The organism is Alistipes timonensis JC136, from assembly GCF_900107675.1.
GTDB classification, from domain to species: domain Bacteria; phylum Bacteroidota; class Bacteroidia; order Bacteroidales; family Rikenellaceae; genus Alistipes; species Alistipes timonensis.
This window is the reverse complement of record NZ_FNRI01000008.1, coordinates 15,319-33,883: the sequence shown is the minus strand read 5'-3', so window position 1 is coordinate 33,883 and position 18,565 is coordinate 15,319. Positions and strand designations below refer to the sequence as shown.

Sequence of the window (18,565 nt, the reverse complement as noted above, 5' to 3'; positions counted from 1 at the left end):
AAAAGAGACACTATGTTCGACTTTTCAATAATAACAAGCTGGGTCCACGGGATGCTGACGTCGGTGATGCCCCTCGGACTGGCCGTATTCATCGAGTGCGTCATGGTCGGCGTCTGCCTGCTGCTGATGTATGCGGTGATCGCCGTCGTGATGATCTTCATGGAGCGCAAGGTCTGCGCGGCTTTCCAATGTCGCCTGGGTCCGGTGCGCGTGGGCTTCTGGGGGCTGTTGCAGGTCCCTGCCGACGTGCTGAAGATGCTCACCAAGGAGATCATCACCATCCGCCGCTCGGACAAGTTCCTCTACAACCTTGCGCCCTACATCGTCATCCTGGCCTCGGTGCTGGCTTTCGCCTGCCTGCCCGTGAGCAAGGGGCTGGAGGTGCTGGACTTCAACGTGGGCGTCTTCTTCCTGATGGCCGCCTCGTCGATCGGCGTGGTCGGCATCCTGCTGGCCGGGTGGAGCTCCAACAACAAGTATTCGCTCATCGGGGCCATGCGAAGCGGCGCCCAGATGATCTCCTATGAACTTTCGATCGGCCTCTCGATCCTTACGATCATCGTGCTGACCGACACCATGCAGTTCTCCGAGATCGTGGCCCGGCAGGCCGACGGGTGGTTTCTTTTCAAAGGGCACATCCCGGCGCTGGTCGCCTTCGTGATCTATCTCATCGCCGGCAACGCCGAGGTCAACCGCGGGCCGTTCGACCTTCCGGAAGCCGAGTCGGAATTGACGGCGGGTTATCACACCGAGTATTCGGGCATGCACTTCGGCCTGTTCTATGTCGCCGAGTTCGTCAACCTGTTCATCGTCGCGGGCGTCGCCGCCACCATCTTCCTCGGGGGGTGGATGCCGCTGCACGTCGCGGGCTGGGAGGGCTTCAATGCGGTGATGGACTGCATCCCGGGCTTCGTCTGGTTCTTCGGCAAAGCCTTCTTCGTGGTGTGGCTGCTGATGTGGATCAAATGGACCTTCCCGCGCCTGCGGATCGACCAGATTCTAACCCTCGAATGGAAATACCTGGTGCCCATCGGGCTGGCCAACCTGCTGCTGATGGTCATTGTCGTCGTCTTTAAACTGCATTTTTAGCCATGAGCAACTATATCAAAGGTCTTTTTCACGGGGTGGGAACCCTGATGACCGGCATGAAGGTCACGATGAAAGAGTTCTTCACCCCGAAGGTCACGGAGCAATATCCCGAGAACCGGGCGACGTTGAAGATGTACGACCGTTTCTGCGGCGAGCTGACCATGCCCCACGACGCCGAAGGCCGCAACAAGTGCATCGCCTGCGGCTTGTGTCAGTCGGCCTGCCCCAACGGCACCATCCGCCTCACGACCGAGACGGTCGCCGATCCCGAAACGGGCAAGACCAAAAAACGGCTGGCGCTCTACGAGTACGACTTGGGATCGTGCATGTTTTGCCACCTCTGCGTCAACGCCTGCCCGACCGGCGCCATCCGCTTCTCGACCGATTTCGAGCACGCGGTCTACACGCGCGAAAAACTCGTCAAACAACTCAACCGACAGTAAGCCATGGAAATCACACTCGAACTCATCGTATTCACGGTCCTGGCGCTGTTTATCGGCGTCAGCGCGATACTCGCCGTGACGACCAGGCGCATCCTGCGCGCCGCGACCTACCTGCTGTTCGTGCTGTTCGGCACGGCGGGCATCTATTTCCAGCTCAACTACTCGTTCCTCGGGGCCGTGCAGCTGTTGATCTATGCCGGCGGTATCACGGTGCTTTACGTCTTCTCGATCCTGCTCACCTCGAGCCAGGGCGACAAGGCCGAGGACCTCAAAGGCTACAAGCTCTTCGCGGGACTGGCCGCTACGCTCGCGAGCCTCGGCATCTGCCTCTGGGTGATGCTCCGGCACGACTTCAATCCCTCGCACTTCGAGCACGGTGAACTGCACGTGCAGACCATCGGCCATGCGCTGATGAGTCCGGAAAAATACGGTTACATCCTGCCCTTCGAGGTCATCAGCATCCTGCTGCTGGCCTGCATCGTCGGGGGCATCCTCATCGCACGCAAACGTTAAAAAGGTACGGTTATGATAAAAATGGAATATTACCTCGTCGTCTCCACGATCCTGATGTTCGTGGGCATCTACGGGTTCGTCACGCGGCGCAACCTGCTGGCGATGCTGATCTCCGTGGAGCTGATCCTCAACTCGGTGGACATCAACTTCGTGGTCTTCAACCGCTTCCTCTTTCCCGGGCAGCTCGAGGGGTTTTTCTTCACGCTCTTCGCCATCGGCATCAGCGCGGCGGAGACCGCCGTGGCCATCGCCATCATCATCAACATCTACCGCAACATCCGCAACATCGACGCCAAGAGCCTGCGGGAGATGAAGTGGTAACAAACGACCCGTTATGGAATATACGATCCTGATACTTTTACTGCCTTTCGTGAGCTTCCTCGTGCTGGGGCTCGCGGGGATGAAGATGCGTCCCGTCGCGGCGGGCCTTTTCGGCACGGCCGTGCTGGCCGCGGTGGCGCTGCTGAGCTATTACACGGCTTTCGAATACTTCTCGGCCGGACGTGACGCCGCGGGCGCGTTTCCGACGCTGATTCCCTGGAACACCGTGTGGCTGCCCATCGGCGGGGAACTGCACATCGACCTGGGCATCCTGCTCGACCCGATTTCGGTGATGATGCTCGTGGTGATCTCCACGGTCTCGCTGATGGTTCACATCTACTCGCTGGGCTACATGAAGGGAGAGCGGGGTTTCCAGCGTTACTATGCGTTCCTCTCGCTCTTCACGATGAGCATGATGGGGCTGGTGGTCGCCACCAACATTTTCCAGATGTACCTCTTCTGGGAGCTGGTGGGCGTGAGCTCCTACCTGCTGATCGGCTTCTACTACACGAAGCGGGAGGCCGTGGCCGCGTCGAAGAAGGCTTTCATCGTGACGCGCTTCGCCGACCTGGGTTTCCTCATCGGCATCCTCGTCTACGGCTATTACGCCGGGACCTTCTCCTTCACGCCTGCGGCACAGACGCTCGCGGCCGCTGGGGCGATGATCCCGCTGGCCCTGGGGCTGATGTTCGTCGGCGGTGCGGGCAAGAGCGCCATGTTCCCGCTGCACATCTGGCTGCCCGACGCCATGGAGGGCCCCACGCCCGTGTCGGCGCTGATCCATGCCGCCACGATGGTCGTGGCGGGCGTCTACCTCGTGGCGCGGATGTTTCCGCTCTTCATCGGCTACGCTCCTGAAGTATTGCATTGGACGGCCTATGTCGGGGCTTTCACGGCGCTGTACGCCGCCGTCGTGGCCTGCGTCCAGAGCGATATCAAACGTGTGCTGGCGTTCAGCACCATTTCGCAGATCGGCTTTATGATCGTGGCGCTGGGCGTCTGCACCTCGGCCGATCCGCATGCCGGCGGGCTGGGCTACATGGCCTCGATGTTCCACCTCTTTACGCATGCGATGTTCAAAGCCCTGCTGTTTCTCGGCGCGGGGTGTATCATCCATGCGGTGCACTCCAACGAGATGTCGGCGATGGGCGGCCTGCGGCGTTACATGCCGCTGACCCATGCGACGTTCCTCGTGGCGTGCCTCGCCATCGCGGGCATCTGGCCCCTGAGCGGATTCTTCTCCAAGGACGAGATACTGACCGCCTGCTTCGCCTTTTCGCCCGTAATGGGGTGGGTGATGACCGCTATCGCAGGACTCACGGCGTTCTACATGTTCCGCCTCTACTACGGCATTTTCTGGGGCGCGGAGAACCGTGAACTCCATGCCGCGCACACGCCGCACGAGGCTCCGCTGACGATGACCCTGCCGCTCGTGTTTCTGGCCGCGGTGACCTGCGTGGCCGGGTTCATCCCCTTCGGGAAGTTCGTCTCCGCCGACGGCGCGGCCTATGCCATCCATATCGACACGGGTGTCGCCGCCGTCAGCCTTTGCGTGGCTGCCGCGGCCATCGCGCTGGCGACGTGGATGTACGCCCGCGACCGGCAGCCCGTTGCCGACAAACTCGCCGCGAGGTTCAGCGGCCTGCACCGCGCTGCTTACCACCGCTTCTACATCGACGAGGTCTATCAGTTCATCACCCACCGCGTGATTTTCGCCTGCATCTCGACGCCCCTTGCGTGGTTCGACCGCCATGTGGTCGACGGGTTCATGGACCTCCTCGCCCGGGGCGCCAACGGCGCCGCTTACCTTATCCGCGACATGCAGAGCGGCAGCGTGCAGCGTTACTGCATCTGGTTCCTCGGCGGTGCGCTGGGCCTCACGATCCTGATCCTTTTAATCTGCTAATCGGAAAGTCGTTATGAATATACTATCCCTGTTCCCGGCCGTCCCGCTCGTGATGATGCTGGGTTTATGGCTCTCGAAATCGACCCGGCAGATCCACGCCGTGATGGTCGCGGGCTCCTCGCTGCTCGTGGCGCTGGCCGTCGTGCTCGTGGTGCAGTACCTCGGGCTGCGCGGCGCGGGCGAAACGGCGCCGATGCTCTTCACCGCGAGCCATGTCTGGTACGCGCCGCTCAACATTCACTACGCCGTGGGTGTCGACGGCATTTCGGTGGCGATGCTCCTGCTGTCGGCCGTCATCGTCTTCACGGGCACGTTCGCCTCGTGGCAGATGACGACCGACATCAAAGCCTATTTCCTCTGGTTCTGTCTGCTGAGCGTGGGCGTCTTCGGGTTCTTCGTCTCGGTGGACCTCTTCACGATGTTCATGTTCTACGAAGTGGCGCTGATCCCGATGTACCTGCTGATCGGCGTCTGGGGCAGCGGCCGCAAGGAATATGCGGCCATGAAGCTGACGCTGATGCTCATGGGCGGTTCGGCGCTGCTGCTGATCGGCATTCTGGGCATCTATTTCGGCGCGGGCGCCACGACGATGAACATTCAGGAGATCGCCGCCCTGCACAACATTCCGCTGTCGTTGCAGCGCATCTGGTTTCCGCTGGTGTTCGTGGGCTTCGGCGTGCTGGGGGCCCTGTTCCCCTTCCACACGTGGAGCCCCGACGGCCACGCCTCGGCTCCGACGGCCGTGTCGATGCTCCACGCCGGGGTGCTGATGAAGCTGGGCGGATACGGCTGTTTCCGGATAGCCATGTACCTCCTGCCCGACGCCGCGCAGGAGTTGAGTTGGATATTCATCGTCCTGACGACGGTTTCCGTGGTCTACGGCGCTTTCGCGGCCTGCGTGCAGACCGACCTGAAATACATCAATGCCTACTCCTCGGTGTCGCACTGCGGACTGGTGCTCTTCGCCGTGCTGATGATGAACACCGCGGCCGGCACGGGCGCCGTGCTCCAAATGCTGAGCCACGGCCTGATGACGGCCCTCTTTTTCGCCCTGATCGGCATGATCTACGGCCGCACCCACACGCGCGACATCCGCCAGCTGGGCGGGCTGATGAAAGTGATGCCCTTCCTCGCGGTGGGCTATGTGATTGCGGGCCTCGCCAACCTCGGGCTTCCGGGCCTGAGCGGATTCGTGGCCGAGATGACCATCTTCAACGGCGCGTTCATGCACCCCGACACGTTCCACCGTGTGGTCACGGTCATCGCCTGCACGTCGATCGTCATCACGGCGGTCTACATCCTGCGCGTCGTCGGGAAGATTCTCTACGGCACGTGTGACAATCCCGAACACCTGAAGCTTTCGGACGCCACGTGGGACGAGCGGCTTTCGGTCATCTGCCTCGTCGCGGCCATCGCCGGCATGGGACTCGCGCCGCTGTGGGTGAGCGACATGATCCGCGGCAGCGTTTCGGAAATCATTGCACATATTTTGAGTTAAGCGACTATGGATTACACCTCGATATTTACGCTGATGCGGGCCGAAGTGACCCTCACGGCAATCCTCGTCCTCGTATTCCTCTACGACCTCGTGGCCGGGGAGCGCGGCCGCCGGCGGTTCTCGGCCGTGGTCTGCGGCCTGCTCGTCGTGCAGGTTGCGGCCAGCCTCCTCCCGGGCGGTGAGGGCGAGCTTTTCGGCGGGATGTTTCAGTACCATCCGATGCACGGCATCGTCAAAGGCGTCCTCGCCGTGGGGGCGCTCGTCGTCTGCCTGCAGGCGGACACGTGGCTGCGGCGCGAAGATACGCGCCACAAGCAGGGTGAGTTCTACATCCTGATCCTCTCGACGCTGCTGGGCATGTATTTTATGATCGGCGCCGGCAATTTCCTGCTCTTCTTCATCGGGTTGGAACTGGCCTCGGTGCCGACGGCCTGCCTGGTGGCCTTCGACAAGTACAAACGTTACTCGGCCGAGGCCGGGGCCAAATACATCCTCTGCGCGCTGTTTTCGAGCGGCCTGATGCTCTACGGCATCTCGTTCCTCTACGGAACCACCGGAACGCTCTATTTCGGCGACATGGCGGCCCTCCTCGACGGTTCGCCGCTGCAGGTGATGGCGCTGGTCTTCTTCTTCTCGGGCCTCGGGTTCAAGATTTCGCTCGTGCCGTTCCACCTCTGGACCGCCGACTCCTATCAGGGAGCGCCCACGGCGGTGACCTCCTACCTCTCGGTGGTGTCGAAGGGCGCCGCGGCGTTCGTCCTGCTGACGGTGCTCGTGAAGGTCTTCGCCCCGATGGTCCGGGAGTGGCAGACGTTGCTCTGGATCGTCACGGTGCTGAGCATTACCGTCGCCAATCTCTTCGCCATCCGGCAGCGGGACCTCAAACGTTTCATGGCCTTCTCGTCCATCTCGCAGGCCGGGTATATCATGCTGGCCGTCATCGGCGGCAGCGCTCTCGGCATGACCTCGCTGGTCTTCTACGTGCTGGTCTACATGGCCGCGAACCTCGCGGTCTTCGGGGTGCTGTCGGTCGTCGAGCAGCACACCGGCGGCAAGGTGGGATTGGAGGACTACAACGGTTTCGGCAAGACCAATCCCCGGCTGGCGCTGGGGATGACCCTGGCGCTTTTCTCGCTGGCCGGAATTCCGCCTTTCGCGGGCTTCTTCTCGAAATTCTTCGTCTTCGCGGCGGCTTTCGAGGGCGGTTTCCACGGGCTGGTGTTCATCGCGCTGGTCAATACGGTGATCTCGCTCTATTACTACCTGCTGATCGTCAAAGCAATGTATATCACCCCCAACGATACGCCGGTCGCCGCGTTCCGCGCCGACCGCTGCACGCGCATCAGCCTTGCGATCTGCATGGCCGGGGTGCTGTTGCTGGGCGTCGTGAGCGCGGTTTACGACGGGATCAACCTTTTTTCGTTCGGGCTCTGATTCCGGACCGGACGGCATGCGGAGCGCGGTTTTCCGCGCCCCGTGCTTTCGGCAGCCCCCCCCCGGCGGGGCATATTTCGCCCGGGAGTGCGGAATCCGCGGGATTTGATGTATTTTTGCAACCGTAACAACGCTGAATAGTATTGATGATCTCTTTCGAACGCCTCAAAATTACCCCCCCCCGGCTGATCTGGGCCGGGTGTCTGGTTACGCTGTTATACGCCGCTTTCAGTCTGGGAACCTACCATCCCGACGAGCATTTCCAGATTCTCGAATACGCCCACATGAAGCTCTTCGGGACCCCGACACCGGAACACCTGCCGTGGGAGTACCTGCTGCAGATGCGCCCCGGCATCCAGCCGTTCGTGGCGTGGGCCGTCGGAAAGGGATTGCTGGCCGCGGGGCTCTACTCGCCCTTCGCCGTGGTGTTCGTGCTCCAATTGCTGAGCGGCGCCCTTTCGGTCGCGGTGCTGTTGTTCTTCTACCGCACGGTGCGTGACGAACTGGAGGACGAGAAGACCCGCTGCTGGTTCCTGCTGCTGGGATTCTTCCTCTGGTTTCTGGCCTATCTTCACGTCCATTTCAACGCCGAGATGATCTCGGGCAATCTGCTTCTGCTGCTGGCGGCGCTCACGATGCGCTGCCACAAGGCTGCGGGCCGGCGGGAGTTCGGCTGGGGCGTGTTGTTGGGAATGACCGCGGGGCTGACTTTCGCAGTGCGGTTTCAGATGGGATTCGCGCTGTTGGGCTACGGCATCTGGCTGTTGGTGTTTCTCCGCCGCTGGAAACTCTATGCCGGGATGGTTCCGGGCGTACTGGCCATGCTGGCGCTCGGGTTGCTGGCCGACCGCTGGCTCTACGGGGAGTGGACCCTTACGCCGGTGAACTACCTGTGCGAGAACATCCTCAACGAGAATATGCTCAAGTTCGGGACCTCGCCGTGGTGGTACTATTTCACCGAGCCGTTCACCGAGGGCGGATATGTTTACGGACCGTTGGCGCTGGTCGCTGCGGTATGGTTCTTTTGGCGCCGTCCCCGGAGCGTCGTGACGTGGATGCTCGTGCCGTTCCTGCTGGTGCATTTCTTCATGGGGCACAAGGAGCTGCGGTTCTTCTTTCCGGCGCTTTTCTTCGCCCCGTGGTTCATCGTGCTGATGTTCCGCGAGCTGCCTCGCAGGTGGTTCGAGGCCCGGGCCTGGCGTTACGTGCTGGGTGCGCTCGTCGCGGTCAATGCGGGTATCATGGGCTACTGCCTGGTGCAGCCCCGTCCGGAAATCTATTTCTACAAAATGATGCAGGAGTACTGCCGCGGCAAAAAGGAGGTCGTGGCCCTCGGGCTGGTTCCCACGGGGGTAGGCTACGGATTCATCGAGGATATTCTGGAACCCGGCCGCATTGTGGAGACCCGGTTCTACATGCCCGGGAACCTGCGGCCGCTCTATTTCGACACGCAGGCGGAACTCGAGGCGGCGGTTCCCGCGTTGCAGGCTCCTGACCGGCAGTTGATGGTGCTTTCGCACTGCTGGTGGCTGGACACAGAGTTGTCCCTGCCGTTGAAAAAAGTTCCCTGGCGCCCCTATCCCGACTGGCTGGTGCGCTGGTTCAATTTCAACGACTGGACCCGCTTCGGGGGCCGTTACATGGGTGTTTACGAGGTGGAACCGGCAGGCGTTGCCGCTCCGGATGCCGTCTGACTACCGTCTTTCCAATTCGAGCAGCTGCTCTTTGATGTCGAGTCCGCCGGCATATCCCGTGAGTTTGCCGTCGTAGCCGATAACGCGATGGCAGGGGACGACAATCACGATCGGATTGCGGTTGTTGGCCATGCCGACGGCCCGGAACGACTGGTTGTGGCCGATCTGGATGGCGATCTGTTTGTAAGTGCGGGTTTCGCCGTAGGGGATGTTTCGCAGCGCCTCCCAGACCTTCTGCTGGAAAGGCGTCCCTTCGGGGGCGAGGGGCAGCGTGAACCTGCGCCGCGAACCTGCGAAATAGTCCCCGATCTCTTCGGCGGCTTTGCGCAGCAGGGGCGTGGCTTCCGCCGCGGTGCAGCGTGCGGAGCCCTCCGGGACCTGTGTGCCGAAACGAATGGCCGTCACGGCCTTCTTCGTCGCCGTGACCGTCAGCGGGCCGATCGGCGTTTCGAGTTGCATGGAATACGTCATAAATTCTTCAGGGTGTAATCAATCATTTTCTGTCTTATGTGTGCCGTTGCGTCGGGCAACATCGAGTGATTCTGATCGGGATACACCATCATGTCGTACTGCTTGCCGGCGCGGTTCAGCGCCCGGGTCATCTCCACGGTGTTCTGGAAATGGACGTTGTCGTCGGCCGTGCCGTGGATAATCAGCAGGCGCGTCCGCTTGTCGTCGAGCATCCGCGCGAAATTGATCGGCGAATTGTCGTCGTAACCCGCGGCGTTGTACTGCGGGAGGTTGTTGTAGATCTCGGTGTAGATCGTGTCGTAATAGCGCCACGAGGTGACGGGCGCCACGGCGATCGCCATCCGGAACAGCCCGTGTCCCTTCATGGCGCAGCTCAGGGCCATGAACCCGCCGTAGGACCAGCCGTAGATGCCGATGCGCGCGGGGTCTACGTAAGGCTGTGCGGCCATGTGGCGGGCCGTCGAAATCTGGTCTTCGACCTCCAGCGCTCCGAGCCGTCCGTAAGTGAGTTTCTTAAATTTCTCGCCCCGGAATCCCGTGCCGCGGCCGTCGGCGCAGACCACGATGTACCCCTTGTCGGCCAGCGCATCCTCCCAGTCGAGCGACCAGCGGTCGCGGACCGACTGAGACCCGGGACCCGAATACTGCGTCAGCAGCACGGGGTAGCGCTGCGAGGGGTCGAAGCCGCGCGGTTTGACGATGTAGGCGTTGAGCGTGTCGCCGCGCTCGGTCGTGAACGTGAAGAACTCCTTGGCGGGACGCTTCGAGGCCGCCAGTTCGTCACGCAGCTTGCGGCTGTCGGCCAGCGTGCGGACGACCCGGCCTTCGGCGTCGCAGACCTCCGTGAGGTTGGGCGTCGAGGCGTTGGAGAAGGCGGTGATGAAGTATCTCATCCCGGGGGCGGGGGCGACGGTGTAGTAGCCCTCGCCTGCGGTGAGGCGGCGCTTGTCCTTGCCGTCGAGACGTATGCTGTAAAGGTTGCGGCGCAGCGGCGAGGTCTCGGTCGAGAGGTACCAGACGCGCTTGCCGTCGCATCCCACGACTTCGGTCACCTCCCAGTCGCCTTTGGTCACCTGTTCGAGAATGCCGCGGCGCAGGCTGTACAGATAGAGGTGCATGAAGCCCGTGTGACTCTCCTGCCGCACGAGGAAGCGGTCCTTGTCGACGAACGTGACGGTCTTGTCGTCGACCCGTTCGACATATTGCCGGGCGCGCTCCTCGTAGACCGTGCGCTGGGCCCCGTGGGGTTCGCAGACGATCATTTCGAAGGTGTTCTGACGCCGGTTGAGGCGGTAGAACCAGGGCCGTCCGTCGGGCGTCCATCCGATGCGGGGGATGTACTGGTCGGTCTCCGGGCCCGTGTCGATGCGCTCTTTGGCTCCGGTCTGGAGGTCCGCCACCCAGAGCTGGACCACTGAATTGCGCTCCCCGGCCTTGGGGTATTTGAACGAATAGGCGTGGTTGTAGAGCTTGCCGTCGAAGCGCATCATCTCCATCAGCGGAACCTCGCTCTCGTCGAAGCGCAGGTAGGCGATGCGGCGGCTGTCGGGCGAAAAGGCATAGGCCTGCGTGATGCCGAACTCCTCCTCGTAGACCCAGTCGGTCGTGCCGTTGATGACCTGGTTCCACGCACCGTCGTCGGTGATGCGGCGCGTGGTCTGCGCGGCGATGTCGTAGACGTAGAGGTCGTTGCCGTCGGAGTAGGCGATCTGCCGTCCGTCGGGCGAGAACGAGGCGTCGCGCGGCGCTTCGGCCTGCCGCAGCACGGGCTGCACGCGGTTGTCGCGGATGAGCGAGTAGGCGGTGGTGTAGGAGTGGCGGTAGATGGGCTTGCGGCCCGAGGCGACGAGGATCGTCCGCTCGTCGGGCGAAAAGGCGTAGTCGCTGATGACCAGATTGGGCGCGGGCGACGGGAGCAGGCTTTCGCCGGGAGCGTCCGTGGCATAGCTGTAACGCAGGATGTCGTTGTTTTCGAGCGTGGTGTAGTGTTCGCCGTCGGCCATCGGGCGGATGCCGCGCACTGTTTCGTTCATGCCGCGCAGGCGGGCGATTTCGGCGTATTCGTTCTGGGCGTATGCTGTCCCGGTTGCCAACAGCAGTCCGGAAAGAATAATTAATTTGTTTATCACGGTTGTTCTGTCTTTTTTGCGTTGCAGCGTAAGTCCCCTCCGAGGAGGGGATTTAGGGGTGGGTCAGATTTGTAAACGCCGTCTGTGGCGGCGACTGCGACCGGCGGATACGCAAATTCGGTGCGAGACCGGATTTTGTTTCAGTCCCGGTTGCTTAAATATCCTCTATGTCGAAATCGTAGCCCAGGCGTTTGCCGGTCACGAATTTCGAATTGTCCATCTTGGTATTGAACTGGTCGACCGTCACGCGCTTGTTCTCCTCGTAGGGAGGCATCAGCAGGTCGAAGTTCAGCGCGAAATCGATCGCCGACTCGAGAATCGGAATCAACGCGTCGCGGTCGAGTTCCCCGCAGCCGAAATCAGCGGCCCGCATCGAGGTCTGCTGCTTGCCTTCGACGAAATAGCGTCGTTCGCGGTTGATGAAGATGCGGCCGATCAGGTACCCCTCGTCGGCGTTGCGGTTGAATTTGAACGAGTCGGAAAGGAAGTTGTAGATGTTGACCAGCCCGCAGTAGGAGTTCTCGCGGTCGGCCGCGACGTAGGGATTCTGCCAGATGGGGTGTCCGTCTTCGAATTCGAAGACGTCGGTGTGCATCTGGAAGATCAGGATGTCGTTGGCCACCTGCAGCTGGGCTTCGAACTTGCCGCGGTCGCGGTATTCGAGCCGCACGCGGCGGTCGAGTTTGCCGTCCAGTTCGTCGTCCATCTCCGAGGCCATCTCCAGCAGAGTCTCCTTCAGGGTGTTGAACGCCGCGAACGAGTTGTCGAAAACCTTCTGTTTGAGGGTCGACTTGCGGATGATCGTGTCGAGTATCTTGGCTCTCAGCGGGGTTGTTTCCATAGGTCTGTATGTCGGTTTTTATTTGATCCGTATCTGGCGTCCCTGCTCCAGCTCCTCGCCGGGCCTGAGCTTGTTGAGTTTTTCGATCGACCGCGTGCGGATGGCGTAGGACTGGCCGACGGAGTAGGCCGTTTCGCCCTGGCGTGAGATGTGGTGCCGGGAGTTGCCCGTCCAGCGCTTCTTCTTGCGCTCGATGTAGACCACCTCGCCCGGCACGGGCTGCGCCTTCTTGTCTTTCAGGTCGTTGAATTTCCGCAGGTTGCGTGCCGAGATGCGGAATTTTTCGCCGATGTTCTCGAACGTGTCGTTCTCCTTGGCCGTGACGTAGTGCACGCCGTTGGTGGCATAGACGTTGTAGCCTGCATGGGCGTTGATCGTCACGCGGTAGTTGTCCGGGTCGATGGCCGTTCCGGCTTCGGCCGTGCGTTCCACGCTGCTCTGCTCTGCGAACCACTCCTCGGGGTCGCGCGGAAGTCCGTAGCGCGTGGCGTAGAGGTGCATGCCGTCGGGACGGTCCAGCAGGAAGAGCTGGTTCTCCTCGATGATCCGCACGAGACGCTGCGCGTAATCGGGAGCCGTGGCGTATCCCGCGGCCTTCAAACCCCGTGCCCAGCTCTTGTAGTCGTCGGACGGATAGGCGAAGAGCGAGTCGTAGCGCGGCTGCGAGTCGAGAAACTCGGCGTGATCCTCATAGGAGGCTTCGACCGAGGGGTACGAGCGGAAGCATTCGCCCTTGGCGTCGTCGTCGTGGTAGACTTTCTCGCCGGTCCAGTTGCGCTTGCATTTGATGCCGAAATGGTTGTTCGACCGCATCGACAGCAGGCTGTTGCCGCAGTCGGATTCGAGGATGCCCTGCGCCATGGTGATGCTCGCCGGGATGCCGTAGCGCTCCATGTGGGCCACGGCGATCGACATATAGCGGTTGACATATTCTTCGCGTGTCTGGCGCACCTGCGCCCCGAGCTGCACCGCGCAGCAGAGGAGGATTCCCGCGAGGGATATTGCTTTTTTGGAAAAAGTCATTATCTTTGTTTAACAGTTACCGACAAAGGTATAATTTTCCGATGAAAATAACAATAATCGAATAAACCGCAAGCTATGTTTACCGAAAACGCGAATCGTATTTTCAACCGGTCTATCGAAGAATATCACCGCTGGGACGATGTCGACCATCCGATCGACAATCCCTACACCCCGGGAACGATCGACCACCTGCTTTATCATAAGAACTGGATCGACACCGTGCAGTGGCATCTGGAGGACATCATCCGCGACCCGGCGATCGACCCGGCGGAGGCGCTTTGCATCAAGCGCCGCATCGACAAGTCGAATCAGGACCGCACGGATATGGTGGAGTATGTGGATTCCTACCTGCTGGATAAATATAAGGAGATCGTGCCGGCTCCCGACGCCCGGCTGAACACCGAAACCCCGGCGTGGGCCATCGACCGGCTGTCGATCCTCGCCCTGAAAATCTACCACATGGCGCGCGAGGCGGAGCGCACGGACGTCGACGACGAACACCGGGCGGCTTGCCGGAAAAAGCTCGACGTGCTGCTCTCGCAGCAGGTAGACCTCTCGCGGGCTATCGAGGAGCTGATCGAGGACATCGAAGCGGGCCGCAAGTACATGAAGACTTACAAGCAGATGAAGATGTACAACGACCCGGCGTTGAATCCGGTGCTCTATGGGCAGAAAAAATAAGGAACTCCCGCGTCATCTGTTGGTGTTGCGGACTTCTGCGATGGGCGATGTGGCGATGCTGCCGCATGCGCTCCGTGCGCTGATGTCCGCCTATCCCGGCCTGCGGGTCACGGTGGCGACGCGGCCGATGTTCAAACCGTTCTTCGAGGGGCTGGGCGTGGATTTTCTCGATGTCGACCTCAAAGGCGCTCACCACTCCCTGCGGGGCATGTGGCGGCTGGCCGCCGAAGCCCGGCGGCTGGGCGTGGATGCCGTGGCCGACGTGCACGACGTGCTGCGCTCCCGGGCCTTCCGTCTCTCGATGAGTCTCCACGGCATTCCCGTGACATTCATTCACAAGGGCCGCGCGGAGAAGCGGCAGTTCATCCGCTGCGGGAGCCGCGGCATGGAGCCGCTGCGCCATACCGTGCTGCGCTACTGCGACACGTTTCGCCGGCTGGGGTTCGTGTTCGACGATCCGGAACCGGCCCGCCGGCAGGAGCGTCCCAATCCGTTCGGCCCCAAGGAGGGCGTCTGGGTGGGATTCGCGCCTTTCTCGGCACAGCAGGGCAAGACCTATCCCGGGGAGCAGAGCCGCGAGACGGTGCGGCTGCTGGCGGAGCGTTACGACCGGGTCTTCATTCACGGAGGCGGAGGCGGCGAGCAGCAGTTCGCCGAGGAGATGGAGCGCATGTATCCCAACGTCACGGCGCTCTTCGGCAAAGTCCGCCTCGACGGGGAGATGGACCTGATCGCCAACCTCGACTGCGTGGTGTCGATGGATTCGCTGGTCATGCACCTCGCGGCGCTCATGGCGACGCCCGTGGTGTCGGTGTGGGGAGCGACGCACCCCGGACTGGGATTCCTGGGTTACGGGTGCGATCCGCAGGGGATTCTGCAGGCCGACATGGCGTGCCGCCCCTGTTCGGTCTTCGGCAGCAAGCCCTGCCGTTACGGCGACTACCGCTGCCTGAAAGCCGTGACCCCCGCGATGATCGTCCGTCGGGTGGAAAAAATGCTAACCGGCGGATCGGATCTGTCCCGGTGACGGATAAGTGAGCTGAATTGAAAAGAGTGTCCGGAGATGATTCTCCGGAGAGCGACAAACAGGAACCGGGACTGCTTTTCAGTCCCGGTTCCTGTTTTGAACTTTATTTTCTTCGCTCCTCGGATTGCGTATTTCATTTTTGGGAAATCGAGCGTTCGGATTACGTAGAGCGGTCGGGTCGTTCGTACTTACTATAACTAACCTAATGAACTCATGAAGAAATTTCTCTTTCGTATCCTGATTCTTGCTGTATTTGCGGCGGTGGCGGGCTGCTCGTCCGATGAGGGCGGCGAAAATCCTGACATCCGATTTTACGCAGCTCCCTCCTCGCTCAATTTCGATGCGGGGAAGTCCGTATTGCAGCTCTCCGTCACGACCGGAACGCATTGGAAAATCACGTGTGATGCGGAGTGGCTGAGCGCTGTTCCGTCGGAGGGAACGGGGTCGGCGAAGGTCGGGATCACCGCGCAGGCGAATTCGCAGGCCGGGCGGCGCACGTCGTCGCTGACGATCGCTTACGGCGGTGCGGAGCCGGCCGTGATTCCCGTTTCGCAGAAGGTGAGCGAGGAAGACCGGACCGATCTGTTTGATTCGACCGAGGAGATGAAAAGTTACCTGAAAGCGCGTGTCGCCGCTTGTAATTACGCGGAGTCGGTGACGACGACCGACGGGGGCATGCTGAAATTCGGGTTCAAAGACGCTGCGACGCGCGGTGTGGTGAAGGGTTCGATTCCGGTCTTTGCTGTCGGCAATGGCGGTTACTGGACGGCGGACGGCGCTGCGACGCCGGTCAAGGCCGACGAGGATGCCCTGCGCGGCGGATCGTCGCCGGCGGTTACGGATGCCGGAGGGAAGATCGCCCTGGACGGAGCCGATACGGGCGTCGCTGTTCCCGCGGGAGGCGCAGTTGCGCTGCGCTGCGTGCTTCACACGGGAAAATACCTTTGTTTCTTTTTCGCGGACGGCGAAGTCATCCGGATCGGCAGCGAGCTGGACGGAACGTTCAATCCGCCGCTTCCCGCCGGAAAGAATCCCCTGAAAATACTCTTTATCGGAAATAGCTTTACGGTCGATGCCACGGAGCACCTGCCGGGAATGCTCGCCAGTGCCGGGATTACCCATGTACGCATGGTGCGGGCCTACCACGGCGGTTACAAGCTGCCCGAATTTTTCGAGAATTACGGGGCTCCGGATATCTGCACCTATTATTATTGCGAGCCGGGCGCGACGAAATGGTCGAACGACGGCACGCTGAACCGTTCGCTCAAAAGTATCGTCGAGTCGGATACGTGGGACATCGTAACGTTGCAGGAGCATACGGGTACGTACTGTGCGTGGGAATGGGACGAGACCGAGCGGGGCGCGATCAGCGGACTCTGCGATTACATCCAGCAGGCGCAGCCTCTCAACCGTCCTACGATCGGTTATATCATGGCCCAGGCGTACGGGAGTGCCCACGACCATTATCCGAGGTATTTCCCCGATCAGCAGGCGATGTTCGGGGCGATCGTTGGGCAGGTGCAGAAAATCACCGCGCAGACGTGCATTGATGTCGTGATTCCCTCGGGAACCTCGTTGCAGAACTTGCGGACTTCGTCGCTGAACAAGGACAACGGCATGGACCTTACGCGCGACCTCTACCATATGGATTACGGAATCAGCCGCTATGCCGCCGCTGCGACCGTGTTCCGGACGCTCCTGACGCCTTGCACAGGAATCAGCGTCGAAGGGAACGGTTACCGTTACTCGAATTCCAGCACTTCGACGACCGGTTATTCGACGCCGGTTACCGACGCCAACGCGCCGGTGGCGATCCGGGCGGCGTTGGAAGCCTGCCGGGAGCCGTATGCGGTTACCGACATGAGCAAATTCTGACGGAGATGCAGCATTGTTTACGGGATTCGGAACTCGTCGTGATGATGCAGAACGGCGACAAGGCGGCGTTCGGGGTGCTTTTCGACCGCTACTACGACTTGCTGCATACGTTCGCCAAGCATATCGTCAAAGACTCCTGCGTGGCGGAGGATATCATCCAGAACGTCTTCGTCAAAATGTGGATGCGCAAGGAGCGGATCAACTCGAAACTCTCGGTGCGCAACTACCTGCTGGTGGCTGTGCGCAACGAGCTGTTCGATTACATGCGTCTGCGCTACAATCTGCTGCGCAGCGACATCAACGATGCGCTGCTCAATGTCGCCGACAGCGATACCGACATCTACGACTACGTCGATGTCCGCGAAAGGGTCGGATTCATCGACTCGGCGATGCGCTCGATGCCGGACAAACGGCGCGAAATATTCGCCATGCGTTACGACCGCAACATGACCAACGCCGAGATCGCCCATGCCCTGAATCTGTCGGTCCGGACGGTCGAAAAGCATATAGACCTGGCGATTAAACAAATCCGGAAGACGATTTCCGTAGTGTTGCTCTTTTTTGTGATGTTCTCCTGAAAACCCGATACCGATGGATACCAAGAAAAACTTATCGCGCGAACAACTGCTCGCCTACATGCAGGACGCGTGTACCGCGGAACAGGCACAGCAGATACGCATGTGGTTGCGGGAAAGACTGAACGATCCGGCGCTGGACCAGTTGTTCAGCGATCTGCTGGATGCCGTTGAGATCGAATACGATCCGGAAGGGAAGGAGCGCATACGCCGCAGGCTGGATTCGATCATATCCGTCTGTCCCGCTCTGAATTCCCCCCCCCGCAAAAATAGGGCCCGGTGGCGGAGGTGGCCGCTCCGAATAGTCGAATATGCGGCCGTCATCGCGGCCGTCGCCCTGGCCTTTCATTACAGGCATGAGGCCAACACTCCGCGGCAGTGGGTGGAGGTTTACGCCGGAATGGGCGAACGGCGCGAGATCGTGCTGCCCGACAGCACGCATGTGTGGCTCAATGCCGGTACGAAACTGATCTATCCCAAAGAATTCAACCGGGCGATCCGTCAGGTCTATCTTTCGGGCGAGATGTTCGCCGACGTGAAGCATGATGAGGACCGTCCGTTCATCGTTTCGGCCGACCGGTTGGAGGTGAAAGTTCTCGGCACGCAGTTCAACCTCAAATCTTACCAGGAGGATGTCAAGTCGGAGGTGAGTCTCGTTCGCGGAAAGGTGTCGGTGGACATCAAGGCGTCGAAGATGAACGGGAAACTCATCCTCACGGCCGGAGATATTCTCCGTTTCAACAAGACCGACAATCACATCGATTTCCTGAATTTCGATCCCGATTCCTATGCGAACTGGATCGACAACGACAATTTCTTCTTCGTGGAGCAGACCCTCGGCGACATCGTGGCCGATCTGCGCCGCCATTTCGCCGTCGACATCATCATCACCGACAAGGCTCTGCGCGGGGAAACCTATTACGCCTCGTTCGTGAATAACGAATCGCTGGACGAAATCTTCGAAGCGCTTAACAAGGACCGTCTGTTCTCGGTGCGCCGCGAAGCCGAGGTCTATTATCTGTCGCCACCCCTAAAATAACCATAT

Annotated in this window: 17 protein-coding genes; 13 read left to right on the top strand and 4 right to left on the bottom strand. The window is 60.7% G+C overall.

Annotated features, from left to right (window positions below; all coding sequences use genetic code 11):
* Nucleotides 1-12: 12 nt before the first annotated feature.
* From nuoH to BLU78_RS11000, 8 genes are all read left to right on the top strand, one after another.
* A complete protein-coding gene (gene nuoH, locus BLU78_RS11035) occupies nucleotides 13-1,089 on the top strand; it encodes an NADH-quinone oxidoreductase subunit NuoH (protein WP_026020789.1) in 1,077 nt (358 codons plus the stop codon).
* A 2-nt stretch (nucleotides 1,090-1,091) separates the two neighbouring features.
* Complete coding sequence (locus tag BLU78_RS11030; protein WP_010264723.1) at nucleotides 1,092-1,532, top strand: 4Fe-4S binding protein; 441 nt, start codon at nucleotides 1,092-1,094, stop codon at nucleotides 1,530-1,532.
* Between the two features lie 3 nt (nucleotides 1,533-1,535).
* On the top strand, nucleotides 1,536-2,045 hold the full coding sequence (locus BLU78_RS11025) for an NADH-quinone oxidoreductase subunit J family protein (RefSeq protein ID WP_010264721.1): 510 nt from the start codon (nucleotides 1,536-1,538) through the stop codon (nucleotides 2,043-2,045).
* A 12-nt stretch (nucleotides 2,046-2,057) separates the two neighbouring features.
* Nucleotides 2,058-2,366, top strand: coding sequence for an NADH-quinone oxidoreductase subunit NuoK (gene nuoK, locus BLU78_RS11020; protein WP_010264718.1), 309 nt, complete (start codon nucleotides 2,058-2,060; stop codon nucleotides 2,364-2,366).
* A 13-nt stretch (nucleotides 2,367-2,379) separates the two neighbouring features.
* The gene (gene nuoL / locus BLU78_RS11015; protein ID WP_010264715.1) at nucleotides 2,380-4,272 is read left to right on the top strand and encodes an NADH-quinone oxidoreductase subunit L; all 1,893 of its coding nucleotides are present in this window, start codon (nucleotides 2,380-2,382) and stop codon (nucleotides 4,270-4,272) included.
* Nucleotides 4,273-4,285: 13 nt separating this feature from the next.
* Entirely contained in the window at nucleotides 4,286-5,770 is a 1,485-nt protein-coding gene (locus BLU78_RS11010; protein WP_010264714.1) for a complex I subunit 4 family protein, read from the top strand.
* A 6-nt stretch (nucleotides 5,771-5,776) separates the two neighbouring features.
* Complete coding sequence (locus BLU78_RS11005) at nucleotides 5,777-7,204, top strand: NADH-quinone oxidoreductase subunit N (RefSeq protein ID WP_010264712.1); 1,428 nt, start codon at nucleotides 5,777-5,779, stop codon at nucleotides 7,202-7,204.
* Nucleotides 7,205-7,350: 146 nt separating this feature from the next.
* Entirely contained in the window at nucleotides 7,351-8,898 is a 1,548-nt protein-coding gene (locus tag BLU78_RS11000) for a glycosyltransferase family protein (protein WP_010264709.1), read from the top strand.
* Here the strand turns inward: BLU78_RS11000 and BLU78_RS10995 are convergent, their stop codons facing one another.
* The 4 genes from BLU78_RS10995 to BLU78_RS10980 form a co-directional block, all read right to left on the bottom strand.
* A complete protein-coding gene (locus BLU78_RS10995) occupies nucleotides 8,899-9,369 on the bottom strand; it encodes a methylated-DNA--[protein]-cysteine S-methyltransferase (protein ID WP_010264706.1) in 471 nt (156 codons plus the stop codon).
* Nucleotides 9,366-11,402 carry a S9 family peptidase gene (locus BLU78_RS10990; RefSeq protein WP_390620282.1) on the bottom strand — a complete coding sequence of 679 codons (2,037 nt, stop codon included), beginning with the start codon at nucleotides 11,400-11,402 and terminating at the stop codon, nucleotides 9,366-9,368. Before BLU78_RS10990 ends, BLU78_RS10995 begins: the two co-directional genes overlap by 4 nt.
* A 250-nt stretch (nucleotides 11,403-11,652) precedes the next feature.
* The gene (locus tag BLU78_RS10985) at nucleotides 11,653-12,339 is read right to left on the bottom strand and encodes a hypothetical protein (RefSeq protein WP_010264700.1); all 687 of its coding nucleotides are present in this window, start codon (nucleotides 12,337-12,339) and stop codon (nucleotides 11,653-11,655) included.
* 18 nt (nucleotides 12,340-12,357) lie between these two features.
* On the bottom strand, nucleotides 12,358-13,362 hold the full coding sequence (locus BLU78_RS10980; protein WP_010264699.1) for a glucosaminidase domain-containing protein: 1,005 nt from the start codon (nucleotides 13,360-13,362) through the stop codon (nucleotides 12,358-12,360).
* A gap of 75 nt (nucleotides 13,363-13,437) precedes the next feature.
* On the opposite strand from BLU78_RS10980, the gene BLU78_RS10975 reads away from it, so the two are divergent.
* The 5 genes from BLU78_RS10975 to BLU78_RS10955 all read left to right on the top strand — a co-directional run bounded on the left by BLU78_RS10975 (nucleotide 13,438) and on the right by BLU78_RS10955 (nucleotide 18,559).
* Nucleotides 13,438-14,043 carry a DUF4254 domain-containing protein gene (locus tag BLU78_RS10975; protein WP_010264696.1) on the top strand — a complete coding sequence of 202 codons (606 nt, stop codon included), beginning with the start codon at nucleotides 13,438-13,440 and terminating at the stop codon, nucleotides 14,041-14,043.
* The gene (locus BLU78_RS10970; RefSeq protein ID WP_026020788.1) at nucleotides 14,027-15,070 is read left to right on the top strand and encodes a glycosyltransferase family 9 protein; all 1,044 of its coding nucleotides are present in this window, start codon (nucleotides 14,027-14,029) and stop codon (nucleotides 15,068-15,070) included. The genes BLU78_RS10975 and BLU78_RS10970 overlap by 17 nt, the downstream gene beginning before the upstream one ends.
* Before the next feature lie 213 nt (nucleotides 15,071-15,283).
* Entirely contained in the window at nucleotides 15,284-16,945 is a 1,662-nt protein-coding gene (locus tag BLU78_RS10965; protein WP_010264691.1) for a DUF4886 domain-containing protein, read from the top strand.
* A 5-nt stretch (nucleotides 16,946-16,950) separates the two neighbouring features.
* Nucleotides 16,951-17,523 (top strand): RNA polymerase sigma-70 factor, encoded by a 573-nt coding sequence (locus BLU78_RS10960; protein WP_010264689.1) that lies wholly within the window; start codon nucleotides 16,951-16,953, stop codon nucleotides 17,521-17,523.
* A gap of 13 nt (nucleotides 17,524-17,536) precedes the next feature.
* Nucleotides 17,537-18,559, top strand: coding sequence for a FecR family protein (locus tag BLU78_RS10955; protein WP_074712093.1), 1,023 nt, complete (start codon nucleotides 17,537-17,539; stop codon nucleotides 18,557-18,559).
* Nucleotides 18,560-18,565: the final 6 nt, after the last annotated feature.